Below are 16,052 nucleotides of genomic sequence, written 5' to 3'. Positions count from 1 at the left end.
GCCCGCCCGCCAGCCGGGAATCGCGGTACGTCGGGCTTCGGCGATCAGGGAGAATGGGCGCCATGAGCGTTCGTACCCCGTCATCCGAGCAGCCGGCCGAGACTGTCCACCGGGCCGGCTTCGCCTGCTTCGTGGGCCGCCCCAACGCGGGCAAGTCCACCCTCACGAACGCACTGGTCGGGCAGAAGGTCGCGATCACCGCGAACCAGCCGCAGACCACGCGGCACACGGTCCGGGGCATCGTGCACCGGCCCGACGCACAGCTGATCCTGGTGGACACCCCCGGGCTGCACAAACCGCGCACACTGCTCGGCGAGCGGCTCAACGACGTGGTGCGTACGACCTGGGCCGAGGTCGACGTGATCGGCTTCTGCCTGCCGGCGAACGAGAAGATCGGCCCCGGTGACCGGTTCATCGCCAAGGAACTCGCCGGGATCAAGAAGTCGCCCAAGGTCGCGATCGTCACGAAGACCGACCTGGTCGACAGCAAGGCCCTGGCCGAGCAGCTCATCGCGGTCGATCAGCTCGGCAAGGAGCTGGGCATCGAGTGGGCGGAGATCGTGCCGGTGTCGGCGGTGGGGGACAAGCAGGTGAACCTGCTCGCGGACCTCCTCGTCCCGCTGCTCCCCGAGGGCCCGGCGCTCTACCCCGAGGGCGATCTGACCGACGAGCCCGAGCAGGTCATGATCGCGGAGCTGATCCGGGAGGCCGCGCTGGAGGGCGTGCGTGACGAGCTGCCGCACTCCATCGCCGTCGTCGTGGAGGAGATGCTCCCGCGTGAGGACCGCCCCGCCGACAAGCCCCTGCTCGACATCCATGCCAACGTCTACATCGAGCGCCCCAGCCAGAAGGGCATCATCATCGGCCCCAAGGGCCGGCGCCTGAAGGAGGTCGGCATCAAGTCCCGCCGCCAGATCGAGGCGCTGCTCGGGACGCCGGTCTTCCTGGACCTGCACGTGAAGGTGGCCAAGGACTGGCAGCGCGACCCGAAGCAGCTGCGCAAGCTGGGCTTCTGAGCCGTCAGTCGACGCCCCTGATCCGGCGCACCAGCAGTGCCCCCGCCAGCCCGATCCCGGCGGCCACCAGGTACAGCACCCGGTAGCCGCCGAGATGCGTGACGATCGGGGCGGCCAGGGCGGGCGCCGCGACCTGTGGGAGCGCGTTGGCCACGTTGATCACGCCCAGGTCCTTGCCGCGGTCCAGCGCCGCAGGCAGCACGTCGGTCATCAGCGCGAAGTCCACCGACGTGAACACGCCGAAGCCGATGCCCAGCACCGCCGCCGCGACGATCGCGCCCGGCCAGGTCTGCCAGCCCGAGAGCAGCGCCGTGGCCACCGCCATCAGCACCCCCGACCAGATCACGAACGGCTTGCGCCGCCCCACCCGGTCCGACCAGACGCCGCCGGCGACGACGGTGGTCAGCAGCGTCACCCCGTTCACCGCGGTCAGGATCAGCACCCCCGCCTCCGGGTCCTCGTGGTGCAGGCGGTCGCGCAGGTAGTAGAGGAGGTAGAGAAGCACCAGCGCGTTGCTGAGGTTGATCAGGAACCGGGTCAGCCAGGCCCAGGCCAGGTCGGGGTGGCGCCTCGGGCTCAGCCGGAAACCCGCCAGAAACCCCCGCCACGACCACGGGGGCCGGTCCGTCACCGCGAGCCGCAGATCCGCACGGCCCAGCACATACGGCAGCACCCCCACCGTCACGAACACGGCGCACGCCACGTATCCGGCCCCGACCCCGCCCGCCGCCGTCGCGAGCCCCGTACCGCCGACCACGCCCAGGATCTGCGCGGCCCCCAGCCAGCCGCCCACCGCGCCGCGCTGCAGCCGCGGCACCCGGTCCGGCACCGCCGCCGTCACCGCCGCGAACGCCGCGTTCAGCGTCAGCTGCACCAGGCACCAGCCCGCCACCATCGCCCACAGCCCGCCCGCGGCAGCGAGCACCAGCAGCGACAGCGCCCCGCCGGCCGCGCCGGCCACGATCCACGGCGTACGGCGGCCCAGCCGGGACGTCGTACGGTCGGACAGCGCGCCCCACACCGGGTTCGCCACCAGCGACACCGCCGCGCCCGCGCCCGTCACCCACGCCAGCAGCGTCTCCTTGGACATGCCGGTGCCGGGCGCGAAGTCCTCCGCCTGCATCGCGAGCAGGATCTGCAGGGGGCCGTACCAGCCCACCCAGACCGCCCCGTTGGCCAGCGCCAGTGAGGCCGTCCAGCCACGGCCGACCCGCGCCACGGGCTCGGCGAGAGCCGCCGGGACGACCTTCATCTCTGGGCCCGCAGCAGCTCTGCGAACCAGCGGTACGAGGCCTTCGGCGTGCGCTGCAGCGTCTCGTGGTCCACGTGGACCAGCCCGAACCGCCGGGCGTACCCCTCGGCCCACTCGAAGTTGTCCAGCAACGACCACACGAAGTAGCCGCGCACGTCCACGCCCGCCGCCAGCGCCGCGTGCAGCGCCCGCACATGGCCGTCCAGATAGGCGATCCGCGCCTGGTCGTCGAGCCCCTCGTACGAGCACCCGTTCTCGGTGATCACCACCGGCGGCAGCCGTTCGCCGTACCGGTCCCGGAACCCGGTGAGCAGCTCGGTCAGTGCCTCCGGCACCACAGGCCAGCCGAAGTCCGTGACCGGAACGCCCTCGATCTCCCGCACCGAGAAGGGCAGTTCGGCCGGCAGCCGCACCCCGCCGAACTCGATCTCCGTGCCCTCCGGCGCCCCGACCCGGGTCGGCGCGTAGTAGTTGATCCCGTACCAGTCGACCGGCTCCGAGATCACCTTCAGGTCGGACGCCACGTCCCCCGGCATCAGCTCCCCGATCCCCGCGGGGTACTCGCCCAGCAGCAGCGGGTCCGCGAACAGCCGGTTCACCAGGGTGTCGTAGAAGTCCGCCGCCGCCACGTCGGCGCTCTCCCGCGACGCGGGCCAGGCCGGTCCGTGCGAGTTGGCGATCCCGACGTCCGCCGCGCCTGCCGCCCGCAGGGCCCGCACCGCCAGCCCGTGTGCCAGGAGCTGGTGGTGGGCGACCGGCAGCGCGTCGAACAGCAGCCGCCGGCCGGGCGCGTGGACACCGAGGGCGTGACCCAGCAGTGTGTGCTCGGCGGGCTCGTTGAGGGTGATCCACTTCGTGACCCGGTCCCCGAGCCGCTCGGCCACCACCGCCACGTACTCCGCGAACCGTGCCGCCGTGTCCCGCTCCAGCCAGTCGAGCCCCGCGGGCAGATCCCAGTGGAAGAGCGTCGGGACCGGCCGTACGCCCGCCCCGCACAGCTCGTCCACCAGCCGGTCGTAGAACCCGAGGCCGCCGGCCGAGCGGACCCGCGGCCAGGAGACCGAGAAGCGGTACGCGTCCACCCCCAGGCCGGCCAGGAGCGCCACGTCCTCGCGGTAGCGGTGGTAGTGGTCGCAGGCCACCTGTGCGGTGGAGCCGTCCTTGACCCGTCCCGGCTGGGCCGTGAACGCGTCCCACACGGACGGTTCGCGCAGCTCGGCCGCGCCCTCGATCTGGTGCGCGGAGGTCGAGACGCCCCACAGGAAGCCGGCCGGGAACGGGGGTACGGGGTTCGTCGCCATCCGCGGATCATCGGTACCGCCGGTAACGGAAGTCAACGCCTGCGTGTGAAGCGGGAGTTGTGAGGCGGGGAGTCACGCCCCTTCCTTCAGCACCCTCGCGATCAGCCGGCGCTGCTCCTCGGTCAGCCGGGGGTCCGCGCAATACACCGTCCTGCCGTCCACGGTGATCCGGTAGCTGAACCCGTCCGGCACCCCGGCGGGCGGCGCGCCCCGGCCCGCCATGAGCGCCCGCTCGGCGAGCGCGTGCCACTCGGGCGCGTCCGGCCGCCCCGAGGTGTCCACCTCGGCCTGCCGCTCGATGCCCGCGAAACCGCCCGTACGCCGCACCTGAATACGCATGGACCCCTGTCTAGTACGAACCTGGCCGCCGTGAGGAGGGGTACGGGCCTACAGCGTCCGCACGCCGACCTGCTCCCATGCCTTGGCCACCGCCCGCAGCTCGTCGCTGCCGTCGCCGAAGCGCGCCTTCGCGGCGGAGACGGTCAGCGTGGCGAACTCGGCGAACATGGCGTCCTCCTTCAGCTCGCCGCCGGTCAGCACGTCGTACCAGACCTGCCCCGCCCGCTCCCAGGCGTGCCCGCCGAGGGCGGTGGCGGCGAGGTAGAAGGCGTGGTTGGGGATCCCGGAGTTGATGTGGACACCGCCGTTGTCGCGCCCGGTGCGCACGTACGCGTCCATCGTCGCGGGCTGCGGGTCCTTGCCGAGCACGTCGTCGTCGTACGCCGTGCCCGGGGCCTTCATCGAGCGCAGGGCCACCCCGCTCACCCGCGGGGCGAGCAGGCCGGCGCCGATCAGCCAGTCGGCCTCGGCGGCGGTCTGGCCGAGCGTGTACTGCTTGATCAGCGCGCCGAAGACGTCGGAGACGGACTCGTTGAGGGCGCCGGGCTGGCCGAAGTAGGTGAGGTTCGCCGTGTACTGGGTCACGCCGTGGGCGAGTTCGTGGCCGATGACGTCGATCGGAAGGGTGAAGTCGAGGAAGATCTCGCCGTCCCCGTCACCGAAGACCATCTGCTCGCCGTTCCAGAAGGCGTTGTTGTACTCCTCGTCGTAGTGCACGGTCGCGTCGAGGGGGAGGCCGCAGCCGTCGATCGAGTCGCGGCCGTAGGCCTTGAGGAACAGCTCGAAGGTGGCGCCGAGGCCGGCGTAGGCGCGGTTGACCGTGGCGTCCCTGCCGGGCTCGTCACCCTCGTCGCGGACCTTCTTCCCGGGCAGGCCCGTGCGGTGCTGGGCGTCGTAGATCGTGCGGTGCGGTTTGCCTTCGGCGGCTGCGGCGGGCGGGGTGACGGTGGGCGCGCCGATGACCGTGGTGAGGCGGCGGTGGGTGCGCTCGTAGGCGTCACGCTGGAGGGTCCGGCGGGCGGGGCCGGACAGGGCCGGGTCCTCGGACCGGGCGAGCTTGTCGAGGACGTGCGGGGGCACGATCGTGCAGAAGACGCGAGTCATGCTCCGCACCTTGGCACCGAGTCGTCGGAGTGTCACTATCCGCAACCTTGATTGGTGAAATGTGGGGATGTGCGGGTGGGGGGTGGTCGCGCTGTGTTATTGGCTGCGGGTGTGCGGGTGTGCGGGTGTGCGGGTGTGCGGGTGGTTCTCGCGTCGTTCCCCGCGCCCCGCGAATACCTCCGGATCCCGCATACTGATACGGAACCGCACGTTTGTGAGGGGCTCGACTAGCATGCTGTGCATCATGCGTTTCGGGCTGCTTCTTCTTAGCTGCCGCGGCGAGGGCCTGTAGTCGAGGCCGACTCCCTCCCCGCGGAGCTTGGCGTTGCGTCGTCGGCCGTCCTTCCGGACCCCGGATCCCACCGGATTTCTCGAGGAGCCCACGCCACCATGGCAAATCGCCAGCAGCCCAGTTCCCTGCCGATCCACAAGTACGGTCGCTACGACCAGGTCGACATCCCCGACCGTACCTGGCCGCAGAACCGGATCACCGCTGCCCCCCGCTGGCTCTCCACCGACCTGCGCGACGGCAACCAGGCGCTGATCGACCCCATGTCGCCGGCCCGTAAGCGCGCGATGTTCGATCTGCTGGTCCGGATGGGCTACAAGGAGATCGAGGTCGGTTTCCCGGCCTCCGGCCAGACCGACTTCGACTTCGTGCGCTCGATCATCGAGGACGAGAACGCCATCCCGGACGACGTCACGATCTCGGTGCTCACGCAGGCGCGTGAGGACCTCATCGAGCGCACCGTCGAGTCCCTGAAGGGCGCCAGGCGGGCCACCGTGCACCTGTACAACGCCACCGCTCCGGTCTTCCGCCGGGTCGTCTTCCGCGGCTCCGAGGACGACATCAAGCAGATCGCCGTCGACGGCACCCGGCTGGTCATGGAGTACGCGGACAAGCTGCTCGACGCGGAGACCGAGTTCGGCTACCAGTACAGCCCCGAGATCTTCACCGACACCGAGCTGGACTTCGCGCTGGAGGTCTGCGAGGCGGTCATGGACGTCTGGCAGCCGGGTCCCGGCCGCGAGATCATCCTGAACCTGCCCGCCACCGTCGAGCGCTCCACGCCCTCCACGCACGCCGACCGCTTCGAGTGGATGGGCCGCCACCTCTCCCGCCGTGAGCACGTCTGCCTGTCCGTCCACCCGCACAACGACCGCGGTACGGCCGTGGCGGCGGCCGAGCTGGCGCTGATGGCCGGCGCCGACCGGGTCGAGGGCTGCCTGTTCGGGCAGGGCGAGCGCACCGGCAACGTCGACCTGGTCACCCTGGGCATGAACCTGTTCTCGCAGGGTGTCGACCCGCAGATCGACTTCTCCGACATCGACGAGATCCGTCGCACGTGGGAGTACTGCAACCAGATGGAGGTCCACCCGCGCCACCCGTACGTGGGCGACCTGGTCTACACGTCCTTCTCCGGCTCCCACCAGGACGCCATCAAGAAGGGCTTCGACGCCATGGAGGCCGACGCGGCGGCCAGGGGCGTCACCGTCGACGACATCGAGTGGGCGGTCCCGTACCTGCCGATCGACCCCAAGGACGTGGGCCGCTCCTACGAGGCGGTCATCCGCGTGAACTCGCAGTCCGGCAAGGGCGGCGTCGCGTACGTGCTGAAGAACGAGCACAAGCTGGACCTGCCGCGCCGGATGCAGATCGAGTTCTCGAAGATCATCCAGGCGAAGACGGACGCCGACGGCGGCGAGGTCACGCCGAAGGACATCTGGGCGATCTTCGAGGACGAGTACCTGCCGAACCCGGAGAACCCGTGGGGCCGGATCCAGGTCAGGACGGGACAGTCGACGACCGACACGGACGGCGTGGACGAGCTCACCGTCGAGGCCACCGTCGACGGCGAGGACACCGTCCTGTCCGGCACCGGCAACGGCCCGATCTCGGCGTTCTTCGACGCCCTGCAGTCCATCGGCATCGACGTACGGCTGCTGGACTACCAGGAGCACACCATGAGCGAGGGCGCCTCGGCCCAGGCCGCCTCGTACATCGAATGCGCGATCGACGACAAGGTCCTCTGGGGGATCGGCATCGATGCGAACACGACACGTGCGTCACTGAAGGCGGTCGTCTCGGCCGTCAACCGGGCGGCTCGCTGACCCCTCTGACCGGGCGTTTCGGGCCCCGTCCGCCGATTTCCGGCGGGCGGGGCCCCGTCGGTTACCGGCCAGGTCACGGAGAGGTCTCGTCCGGGGTGCTGACTCCGCCTCACGGATGTGGCTAACATCACGCCAGCGCGGCGATGTTGCCGTGGGGTTACGGAGGTGCGACGTGCTGCCAGTCCGGGGACGAAACGGCCGTGCCGCCAGGCGGGTGCGCGTACTGGGCACCCGCACCGCGTGGACGGCCGTCGGGGACGGCGAGTTCTTCTGCCCCGGCTGCGGGGGCGACCGCAACTACCAGCGGCTGACCGGGCGTCGCCGCTTCACCCTGCTCGGCCTGCCCGTGCTGCGGCGCGGCGACACCGGGCCCGTCGTGGAGTGCGCGGCCTGCCGCCGGCACTTCGGCACCGACGTCCTCGACCACCCCACCACGACCCGATTCTCCGCGATGCTCCGCGACGCCGTGCACACCGTCGCCCTCGCGGTGCTGGCCGCGGAGGGCACCCGCACCCGCCCGTCGCTCGCCGCGGCCGCCGGCGCGGTCCGCGCGGCCGGCTTCGAGGACTGCACCGAGGAGCAGCTGAACGCCCTCGTCGAGGCGCTCGCCGCGGACACCGGCCGGGTCTGCGGTCAGCCCTGCGGCCCGGGGCTGGCCATAGAGCTGCACGAGGCCCTCGACCCGCTCGCCCCGCACCTGGCCCCCGCGGGCCGTGAGTCGATCCTCCTCCAGGGCGCCCGCATCGCACTCGCCGACGGCCCCTACACCGCCGCCGAACGCGAGGTCCTCGCCACCGTCGGAGCCGCCCTCACCATCACCTCGGACGAGGTGACCCGCCTGCTGGCCACGGCCCGCACGCCCTCCTGACACCCGCGACCGGTCGCCGCGGCCTGCCAGGGCGGGCCGGTCTCCCGGGGAACGATGTGACTGACACACCGTCACCGACCCCGAGGAGCCCGCCCGATGAGACGTCCCAGACGTGCCTTCCTGACCGCCGCAGCCGTCCTCGTCCCGCTCCTGTCCAGCCCGTTCACCGGCACCCCCACCGCGTCCGCGGCCCGCTGCACCTCCTCCGTGCCCTACACCGCGGGAAAGGGCGGCTACGACACCTACCGCATCCCGGTGGCCGTCACGACCCGCGCCGGTACCGTCCTGGCGTTCGCCGAGGGCCGGCGCGGCGGCGCCGGCGACTCCGGCGACATCGACGTGCTCGTGCGCCGCTCCACCGACGGCGGCTGCACCTGGGGCCCGCGGACGGTCGTGGCCGCCGGGCAGGGCGACACCCGCGGCAACCCGGCACCCGTCGTCGACCCGCGCACCGGCACCGTCGTGCTGCTCACCTCCTACAACAGCGGCGCCGTGACGGAGGCGCAGATCATGCGCGGCGAAGTGACGCCGGCACAGAGCCGCCGGGTGTTCGTGCAGCGCAGCGGCGACGACGGGCGCAGCTTCAGCCCGCCACGGGAGATCACCAGGACGGTGAAGCGGGCCGGCTGGCGCTGGTACGCCACCGGTCCCGGGCACGCCGTCGCCCTCACCCACGGCCGGCACGCCGGCCGCCTGGTGGTCCCCGCCAACCACTCCGCCACGCCGCCCGCCGGGTCCACCGACACCGGTCAGGAACCCAAGTACTACGGCGCCCACGCCCTCTACAGCGACGACGGCGGCCTCACCTGGCGGCTGGGCTTCGTGGACACCTCCTACGACGGCCACGACAACGCCAACGAGAGCACGGCCGCCGAACTCCCCGACGGCACGCTCTACGTCTCCGCCCGCGACCCGCAGGGCAACCCACATCCGTGCCACCCCACCCAAAGCTGATCTTCAGTTGCAGCGTAAAGGTAGCCGCCAAGTGAAGGTCAAGTAAGGTCAAATGGCAGGCGAATCAGAAGCAGCCGTTCCAGAAAAGCACGGTCTGGGCTGGACCACTTCGAAGGCCGCACATGGAGCGGCCGACATCACGATGTCCCCCGCTCCACCGCCGCCCGGGCTGTGCTCGCCCTCCGGCGGCTCGGCCCAGAGCCCAGACGCCGGGCCAACCCTCACCAAGTCCTGGACGCATTCCAGGGCCTGCTGCAGCGCTGGACCGGCACCCGCACCAGCTGGCCGAACCCTCACCACAAGAAGATCCAGAACCTGGCAATGCACTACCGGCCGCCGTCAGTGCAGCCCCGCCGCCGCCAGGAACTTGCCGACCCGCTCGACCTCCTCCGGTGACAGCGGCACCTGCGGCTCAGCCGTCGCAGGGCAGTCGATGACCCCGCGCAGGTGCAGCGCCGCCTTGAAGGCGCCCAGCGCCGAGGAGCTCCCGCCCATCCGGGCGGGGGCACCGACGCCGACCAGCGCGAACAGGGCGCACAGCCGCTCCTGTTCGGCACGGGCGCGTTCCAGGTCGCCGGCCCGGCACAGCTGGAACAGCCGGACGTAGCCGTGCGGGTCGACGTTCGCCAGGCCGGGTACCGCGCCGTCCGCGCCGAGCGTCAGGGCGGCGTCCACGAGGGTCTCGGAGCCGGTCAGCGCGCTGAAGGCCAGGGTGCCGTGGTGGGCCTGGACGCCGTTGACGATCTGGCGGAAGCCGGTCAGGTCCCCGCTGGAGTCCTTCAGCCCGGCCAGCACCCCCTCGGCGGCCAGCTCCAGGACCAGCTCGGCGGGGAGCTTGCTGTGGACGGCGACCGGGATGTCGTACGCCAGGACGGGGACCGGGCAGGCGGCGGCGACGAGGCGGTAGTGGCGGGCGATCTCCGCCGGGTGGGTGCGGGTGTAGAAGGGCGCGGTGACGACGACCGCGTCCGCGCCGGCCTCCGTGACCGCCCGGACGTGGTCCAGGACGCGCGGGGTCGTCATGTCGATGGCGCCGGCGAGCAACGGGAGCTGCCCGCCGAGGTGAGCGGCCACGGTCTCGACGACGAGGGCGCGCTGCCGGTCGGTGAGGTAGGCCGCCTCCGAGGTGGAGCCGAGCACGAACAGCCCGTGCACACCACCGGCCACCAGATGGTCGACCAGCCTGAGCAGCGAGCGGACGTCCACCTCGCGGTCCGGTGTCAGGGGTGTGCACACGGGCGGGACGACACCGGTCAGCGGTGAGGTGAAGGTCATGTGGGTTCCTTTGGTGCCTGAGCCTGGCCGACGAGTTCTCGGGTCGACTCTTCCTCTCCCACCGGATGGTGGCAGCGGAAACGATGCGTAGGAGTGGCCGCGTCGGAGAATCCCGGCATCGACGTGGCGCACTCCCCGTCGGCCTTCCAGCAGCGGGTGCGGAACGGGCACCCGCTGGGCGGCCGGGTCGCCGACGGCACCGGCCCGGCCAGCGGGATCGGGTCGATGGGGTCGAGCATGCCGGGGGTCGCGGAGAACAGGGCACGGGTGTACGGGTGCCGGGCCCGGTCCGTGACCCGGCCGGCCGGGGCCACCTCCACGATCCGGCCGAGGTACATGGTGATCACCCGGTCGCTCATCCGCCGCACCGTCTGGATGTCGTGCGACACGAACACCAGTGCAAGACCCAGGCGTTCCTTCAGGTCCAGCAGCAGGTTGAGGATCTGGGCGCGCACCGACACGTCCAGCGCGCTGGTCGGCTCGTCGGCCACCACCAGCTCGGGGTCGAGGGCGAGAGCGCGGGCGATGGCGACGCGCTGCCGCTGCCCGCCGGAGAGCTGGCCGGGCAGCCCGTCGGCCAGTGCCTTCGGCAGGCCGACCAGCGCCATCAGCTCCCGCACCCGCTCCTCCCGCCGGGCGGCCGTGCCGCGCCCGTGCACGTCCAGGGGGTCGCGCAGGATCTGCCGTACCGTCAGCCGCCGGTTCAGGGCGGTCGACGGGTCCTGGAAGATCATGCCGGTGTGGCTGCCGACGGCCGTCCGGCGTTCGCCGGGCGCCATGGCCCACAGGTCGCGGCCCTGGAAGGACACCGTCCCGGACGTCGGCGGCTGCACGCCCACCAGCACCTTCGCCAGCGTCGACTTGCCGCAGCCGGACTCACCGACCACGCCGACGGTCTCACCGGGCGCGACGGCGAGGTCGGCGCCGGTCAGGGCGTACACCTTGTCGCGGGTGAACAGCCCGCCGCTGCGGGCCTTGTGCACGACATGCACGCCGGCGAGTTCCACCAGTGCGCTCACGTGACGACCTCGCTCTCCGCCTCGCCGGTGTTCACCAGCAGGACCGCCGGATGGTGGCAGGCGGCCGTGTGCGTCCGGGTACCCGCGAGGCCGGGGGTGGTGGTCCGGCAGACCTCGCTCGCCATCGGGCAGCGGTCCGCGAACCGGCAGCCCGCCGGGAAGTCCGCCGGTGACGGTACGACGCCCTTGATCTGCGTCATCCGCTCGGCGGCCCCCTCCAGCGACAGCACGCTGCCGAGCAGCCCGCGCGTGTAGTGGTGGGCCGGCGCCTCGACCAGGTCGGCGGTCACGCCGGTCTCCACGATCTGCCCGCCGTACATCACCACCACCCGGTCGGTGACGGCCGCGACCAGCGCCAGGTCGTGCGAGACCAGGATCAGCGCGAAGCCCAGTTCCTCGCGCAGCCTGAGCAGCAGCTCCATGATCTGCGCCTGCACGGTCACGTCGAGCGCGGTGGTCGGCTCGTCGGCGACGATCAGCTTCGGGTCGCGGGAGAGGGCCATGGCGATCAGGACGCGCTGGCGCTGGCCGCCGGAGAGCTCGTGCGGATAGCTGCGCAGGGTGCGGTCGGGGTCGAGGCCGACCAGGGTGAGCAGTTCGGCGGGGCTGCGCCGGCCGCCGCGCCGCACGACCTGCTTCAGCTGGGCGCGGATGGTCATCGCCGGGTTCAGCGAGGACAGCGCGTCCTGGTAGATCATCGCCATCTCGTGGCCGAGCAGCTTGCGGCGGACCCGCATCGGCTCGGTGAGCAGGGGCCGCTGGTTGAAGCGGACCTCGCCGCGCACCCGGGCGCCCTCGGGCTGCAGGCCCATCACGGTCAGCGCGGTCAGCGACTTGCCGCAGCCCGACTCGCCGACCAGGCCGAGCACCTCACCGGCGCGCACCTCGAAGCTGATGCCGTCGACGATGTCCACGCCGTGGTGCCGGGCGGGGAAGCCGACGGCGAGGTTCTCGACGGCGAGCACCGGCCCGCCGCCGGGCAGCGGGCGGGCGCGGGAGCGGAGCCGGAGGGCGGCCTCGGCGAGGCCGGGGAGCGGGGTGACCTTGCCGCTGCCGGGCTCGGGGGTCTCCAGGCGGTCCTCGGGGGTTTCGACCTCGCGGGGGGCGGGAGCCGCCCACGCGTCGGACACCCCCTCAGAGAGGATGTTCAGCGACAGCACGGTCACCAGCATCAGCAGGCCGGGGAACACGGTCGCCCACCAGCCGCCGGTCAGCACCATGTTCTTGCCGTCCGCGATGACGCTGCCCCAGGACGGGTCGGGCGGCCGTACGCCCGCCCCGATGAAGGACAGCGACGCCTCGAAGACGACGGCCTCGGCGACCTGCACCGTGCAGAACACCAGCACCGGCGCGGCGCAGTTGACGGCCACGTGCCTGAGCACGATGTGCGGGGTGCGGGCGCCGATGACGCGTTCGGCCGTCACATAGTCCTCGCCGTACTGGTCGAGGATGTTCGCCCGGACGACGCGGGCCACCGGCGGGGTGAACAGGAACGCGATGGCGCAGATCAGCACCGCGATCCCGCCGCCGAACACGGCGACCAGGACGGCGGCCAGGGCGATCCCGGGGAAGGCCATCACCACGTCCAGGCAGCGCATCAGCGTCTCGTCCACCGCCTTGCGTGAGGTCGCGGCGACCGCGCCGATCAGCGAGCCCACCAGCAGCGCGAGGGTGGTGGCGCCGAGTCCGATGGCGAGGGACCAGCGGGCGCCGTACATCAACCGGCTGAGGATGTCCCGGCCGAGGCTGTCCTGGCCCATCCAGTGCCCGGCCGACGGATGTCCGGTGCCGTCGGCGGGCGGCAGTTGCTCCAGCGGGTCGTAGGGCGCGAGCAGCGGTGCGAACACCGCGACCAGCACCACCAGGGCGAGGAAGCAGACGGCGGCCTTCGACAGCAGCGGCAGCCGGCGCCAGCCGCGCAGCCGGACGCCGGGGCGGGTGAGCGCCTCGGTGAGGCTCTTGCGCGAGAACATCAGGCGGCATCCCTCAGTCGCGGGTTGACCAGCAGGTAGAGGATGTCGATGACGAGGTTGACGACCACGAAGCCGATCGCCGTGGTCAGGACGACGCCCTGGACGACGGCGGGGTCGCCGTTCTTGACGGCGTCGATCATCAGCTTGCCCATGCCGGGCAGCGAGAAGATCGTCTCGATGACGACCGCGCCGCCGAGCAGATAGCCGACGCGCAGGCCGAGCACCGTCAGCGGGTTGATCAGGGCGTTGCGCAGGACGTTGCGGCCGACCACCACCCGGGGCGGCAGCCCGCTGCCGATCGCCGTGCGCACGTAGTCCTTGTCCAGCTCCTCGACGACCGCCGTCCGCACGATCCGGGTCAGCTGCGCGGCGACCGGCAGGGACAGCGCGAGGGCGGGCAGCGTCATCGTCTTCAGCCAGCCGGTGACGGAGTCCCGCGGGTTGATGTAGCCACCGGTGGGGAACCAGCCCAGGTCGACCGCCAGGTACTGGATCATCAGAAGCGCCAGCCAGAAGCCGGGCGCGGCGACACCGGTCAGGGACACCACGCGGATGATCTGGTCGGGGAGCCGGTCCCGGTAGATGGCGGCGATCACCCCGCCGGCCAGCGACAGCACCACCGCGATGCCGAGGCCCAGGAAGGTGAGTTGCATGGTGAGCGGCAGCGCGGTCATGACCTGGTCGACCACCTCGCCCCGGGTGAGCGCGCTGGTGCCCATGTCGCCGTGGAGCAGATCGCCGACGAAGGCGACGTAGCGCACCGGCAGCGGGTCGAGCAGGCCGTGCTCCTCCCGGAAGTCGTGCAGTTGCTGGGGCGTGGGGTTGGCGCCCTGGAAGAACGCGGACGCCGGGTCGACGTCCGAGAACCGCATCACCAGGAAGACGAACAGCACGATGCCGAGCATCAGCGGCACGAGCAGCAGGACACGGCGGGCCAGGATCCGGACGACGGCGACCACCGGCTAGGCCCACCTGGCCCGGAGGACGTTGATCCCGGGGTATGCCTGCGCCCTTATCCCGGCGAGCGCCCGCGGGTCCCAGGCGGTCATCAGCTCGTTGTGGACGACCGGGTAGAGCACGGCCTGCTCGGCGACGACGTCGACGTAGTCCTGGATCATCGCCTTCTTGCGGGCCGGGTCCGGCTCGCGGGTGGCCCGGTCCATGTCCTTGAAGAGCTGCCGGGCGACCGGCTCGCCGGCCCAGCGGGCGTACCGCATCCACAGGTTCCCGGGGCCGTGGTTGTAACGCATGATCAGGTCCGCGTCGAGACCGAACTGGTTGGGGTTCGAGGCGGCGGCCACCACCTGGTAGTCCTGTTTCTGGTCCAGCTTGGTGAAGACGGCGGTGGTCTCCTGCGGTGACAGCGTCGTGCGCACGCCGATCGCGTCCCAGGACGACTTGATGGTCGGCAGGCAGTCGACGATCCAGCTGACGTTCACGGCGAGGATCTCGATCCGCAGTCCGCCGACTCCGGCCTCCTTCAGCAGCGCCCGCGCCTTGGCGGGGTCGTGGTCGTAGACCGTCTTCGCCCGCCGGTAGGCCGGATTGGCCTCGTCCAGGAACGACGACGACGGCTTGCCGTGCCCCTTGAGGGCCACCTCGACGATCTTCTCGGTGTCGATGGCGTAGTGCAGGGCCTGCCGGACCCGTACGTCGTCGAACGGCTTGTGCGCGGTGTTGAACATCAGGAACAGGTTGTTCATCCCGGCCCCGCCCGCCACCGTCAGGCCGCCGCTCTCCAGCACCCCGATGTTGGCGTACGGGATGTTGTCGGCGATCTGCGCGCCCGCGCTGCCGCCGGAGATCTTGGCGACGCGGGGCGCGGCGTCGACGATCGTCAGCCAGTTCATCTTCTTGAACGCGGGCCGGCGCGGCCCGTTGTAGCCGGCGTAGGCCTCGAAGGTGGTGTTGGACTTCGGGTGGTGCGCGGTCTGCCGGTACGGCCCCGAGCCCACGGCCAGCCCCGCGATCGCGTCGTTCCAGGCGCCCGGCCGGGAGAAGACGTGCTGGGGCATGATCTTCGCCAGGGTGAGCCGGGAGACCCCTTCGGGGAAGGGGAACTTCAGCACGAGCTCGACGTTGCGCTCGTCGATCTTCCGTACGTCCTTCAGCCAGGGCTCGAAGAATCCCTTGGCCAGGGTCTGGGTGTCCGGGTCCAGGATCCGGTCGAAGACGAAGACCACGTCGTCCGCGGTGACCGGCTTGCCGTCGTGGAACGTGGCGCCCGGGCGCAGGGTGAACTTCCAGGAGGTGCCGCCGGGGTCCGCGGGCATCTGGGTCGCCAGCGCGGGATACGGCTCCCGGGAGATCGGGTCGGTGTCGAGCAGGCCCTCGTAGATGTGGTTGTTGGCGGCCATGCAGAACGCCGACGCGGTCTGCGTCGGGTCCCAGGTCCCGTCGTTGCCGTAGCCGATGACCGCCGTCAGCGTCCGGTTCGCGCCGTCGCCGTCACCGAAGTCGTTCGTGGACTCGGGGCCCGCCGAACAGGCCGTCAGCGACGCCGGGACGGCGGCTGCAGCGCCGAGCGCGCCGGAGTACTTCAGGAACGACCGGCGGTGCGGCGCCGGCACGTCGTGGGTCACGTCGCGCACGGGTCCTCCGAAGAGTGGTGGGGGGAGGCGGTCGGACGGGTCCGCGTCACTCCGGCGGCCGGCGAGGGGTGCGGCGGACGCGCCGGACGACAGGTCGGGTGCCAAGTCGGATGATGAGGAGATACGACGTCCTACGTCCTGCGGTGAGCGCGACGACAGGAGCGGCCGTGGGGGCGGTCAAGCGGTCGCACACGAATGGCGTATCTGCCACGGGCCGCGCCAAGGGCAGTGCGCAGCGGCGGGAGTTG

The 16,052-nt window shown here is 71.6% G+C and carries 12 protein-coding genes and 1 pseudogene; 4 read left to right on the top strand and 9 right to left on the bottom strand.

Features of this window, described 5'->3' with window-relative positions:
* Nucleotides 1–62: 62 nt before the first annotated feature.
* Nucleotides 63–1,016 (top strand): GTPase Era, encoded by a 954-nt coding sequence (gene era / locus ACGF8A_RS26595; protein ID WP_393112367.1) that lies wholly within the window; start codon nucleotides 63–65, stop codon nucleotides 1,014–1,016.
* A gap of 4 nt (nucleotides 1,017–1,020) precedes the next feature.
* On the opposite strand, the gene ACGF8A_RS26590 is transcribed toward era, so the two are convergent.
* The 4 genes from ACGF8A_RS26590 to ACGF8A_RS26575 form a co-directional block, all read right to left on the bottom strand.
* Complete coding sequence (locus ACGF8A_RS26590; protein WP_393112365.1) at nucleotides 1,021–2,268, bottom strand: MFS transporter; 1,248 nt, start codon at nucleotides 2,266–2,268, stop codon at nucleotides 1,021–1,023.
* On the bottom strand, nucleotides 2,265–3,569 hold the full coding sequence (locus ACGF8A_RS26585; protein WP_393112363.1) for a GH1 family beta-glucosidase: 1,305 nt from the start codon (nucleotides 3,567–3,569) through the stop codon (nucleotides 2,265–2,267). Before ACGF8A_RS26585 ends, ACGF8A_RS26590 begins: the two co-directional genes overlap by 4 nt.
* Nucleotides 3,570–3,641: 72 nt before the next feature.
* Entirely contained in the window at nucleotides 3,642–3,908 is a 267-nt protein-coding gene (locus ACGF8A_RS26580; protein WP_393112361.1) for a protealysin inhibitor emfourin, read from the bottom strand.
* A gap of 48 nt (nucleotides 3,909–3,956) precedes the next feature.
* Nucleotides 3,957–5,012, bottom strand: a complete 1,056-nt coding sequence (locus ACGF8A_RS26575; RefSeq protein ID WP_393112359.1) for a M4 family metallopeptidase — start codon at nucleotides 5,010–5,012, stop codon at nucleotides 3,957–3,959.
* A gap of 390 nt (nucleotides 5,013–5,402) precedes the next feature.
* On the opposite strand from ACGF8A_RS26575, the gene leuA reads away from it, so the two are divergent.
* From leuA to ACGF8A_RS26560, 3 genes and pseudogenes are all read left to right on the top strand, one after another.
* The gene (leuA, locus tag ACGF8A_RS26570; RefSeq protein ID WP_393112357.1) at nucleotides 5,403–7,124 is read left to right on the top strand and encodes a 2-isopropylmalate synthase; all 1,722 of its coding nucleotides are present in this window, start codon (nucleotides 5,403–5,405) and stop codon (nucleotides 7,122–7,124) included.
* Between the two features lie 172 nt (nucleotides 7,125–7,296).
* Nucleotides 7,297–7,992, top strand: a complete 696-nt coding sequence (locus tag ACGF8A_RS26565; protein ID WP_393112355.1) for a TerB family tellurite resistance protein — start codon at nucleotides 7,297–7,299, stop codon at nucleotides 7,990–7,992.
* A 96-nt stretch (nucleotides 7,993–8,088) separates the two neighbouring features.
* A pseudogene (locus ACGF8A_RS26560) lies at nucleotides 8,089–8,913 on the top strand (exo-alpha-sialidase); the annotation flags it as partial.
* 372 nt (nucleotides 8,914–9,285) lie between these two features.
* On the opposite strand, the gene ACGF8A_RS26555 reads toward ACGF8A_RS26560, so the two are convergent.
* The 5 genes from ACGF8A_RS26555 to ACGF8A_RS26535 are packed head-to-tail and all read right to left on the bottom strand — an operon-like array spanning nucleotide 9,286 to nucleotide 15,804.
* Complete coding sequence (locus tag ACGF8A_RS26555) at nucleotides 9,286–10,221, bottom strand: dihydrodipicolinate synthase family protein (RefSeq protein ID WP_393112353.1); 936 nt, start codon at nucleotides 10,219–10,221, stop codon at nucleotides 9,286–9,288.
* Nucleotides 10,218–11,240, bottom strand: a complete 1,023-nt coding sequence (locus ACGF8A_RS26550) for an oligopeptide/dipeptide ABC transporter ATP-binding protein (RefSeq protein ID WP_393112351.1) — start codon at nucleotides 11,238–11,240, stop codon at nucleotides 10,218–10,220. The genes ACGF8A_RS26555 and ACGF8A_RS26550 overlap by 4 nt, the downstream gene beginning before the upstream one ends.
* Nucleotides 11,237–13,213 (bottom strand): dipeptide/oligopeptide/nickel ABC transporter permease/ATP-binding protein, encoded by a 1,977-nt coding sequence (locus ACGF8A_RS26545; RefSeq protein ID WP_393112349.1) that lies wholly within the window; start codon nucleotides 13,211–13,213, stop codon nucleotides 11,237–11,239. The genes ACGF8A_RS26550 and ACGF8A_RS26545 overlap by 4 nt, the downstream gene beginning before the upstream one ends.
* Nucleotides 13,213–14,172, bottom strand: coding sequence for an ABC transporter permease (locus ACGF8A_RS26540; protein ID WP_393112347.1), 960 nt, complete (start codon nucleotides 14,170–14,172; stop codon nucleotides 13,213–13,215). Before ACGF8A_RS26540 ends, ACGF8A_RS26545 begins: the two co-directional genes overlap by 1 nt.
* A gap of 3 nt (nucleotides 14,173–14,175) precedes the next feature.
* Entirely contained in the window at nucleotides 14,176–15,804 is a 1,629-nt protein-coding gene (locus tag ACGF8A_RS26535; RefSeq protein ID WP_393112345.1) for an ABC transporter substrate-binding protein, read from the bottom strand.
* Between the last annotated feature and the right edge of the window lie 248 nt (nucleotides 15,805–16,052).

Origin of the sequence: Streptomyces sp. NPDC047706 (assembly GCF_043204795.1) — a bacterium.
In the GTDB taxonomy this organism is placed as follows: domain Bacteria; phylum Actinomycetota; class Actinomycetes; order Streptomycetales; family Streptomycetaceae; genus Streptomyces.
The sequence above is the reverse complement of the archived record's forward strand: the minus strand, read 5'-3'. Positions and strand labels throughout refer to the sequence as shown.

Coding starts and splice junctions, on each gene's coding strand:
- era (WP_393112367.1), top strand. CDS start 63: ATGAGCGTTCGTACCCCGTCATCCGAGCAGCCGGCCGAGACTGTCCAC.
- ACGF8A_RS26590 (WP_393112365.1), bottom strand. CDS start 2,268: ATGAAGGTCGTCCCGGCGGCTCTCGCCGAGCCCGTGGCGCGGGTCGGC.
- ACGF8A_RS26585 (WP_393112363.1), bottom strand. CDS start 3,569: ATGGCGACGAACCCCGTACCCCCGTTCCCGGCCGGCTTCCTGTGGGGC.
- ACGF8A_RS26580 (WP_393112361.1), bottom strand. CDS start 3,908: ATGCGTATTCAGGTGCGGCGTACGGGCGGTTTCGCGGGCATCGAGCGG.
- ACGF8A_RS26575 (WP_393112359.1), bottom strand. CDS start 5,012: ATGACTCGCGTCTTCTGCACGATCGTGCCCCCGCACGTCCTCGACAAG.
- leuA (WP_393112357.1), top strand. CDS start 5,403: ATGGCAAATCGCCAGCAGCCCAGTTCCCTGCCGATCCACAAGTACGGT.
- ACGF8A_RS26555 (WP_393112353.1), bottom strand. CDS start 10,221: ATGACCTTCACCTCACCGCTGACCGGTGTCGTCCCGCCCGTGTGCACA.
- ACGF8A_RS26545 (WP_393112349.1), bottom strand. CDS start 13,213: ATGTTCTCGCGCAAGAGCCTCACCGAGGCGCTCACCCGCCCCGGCGTC.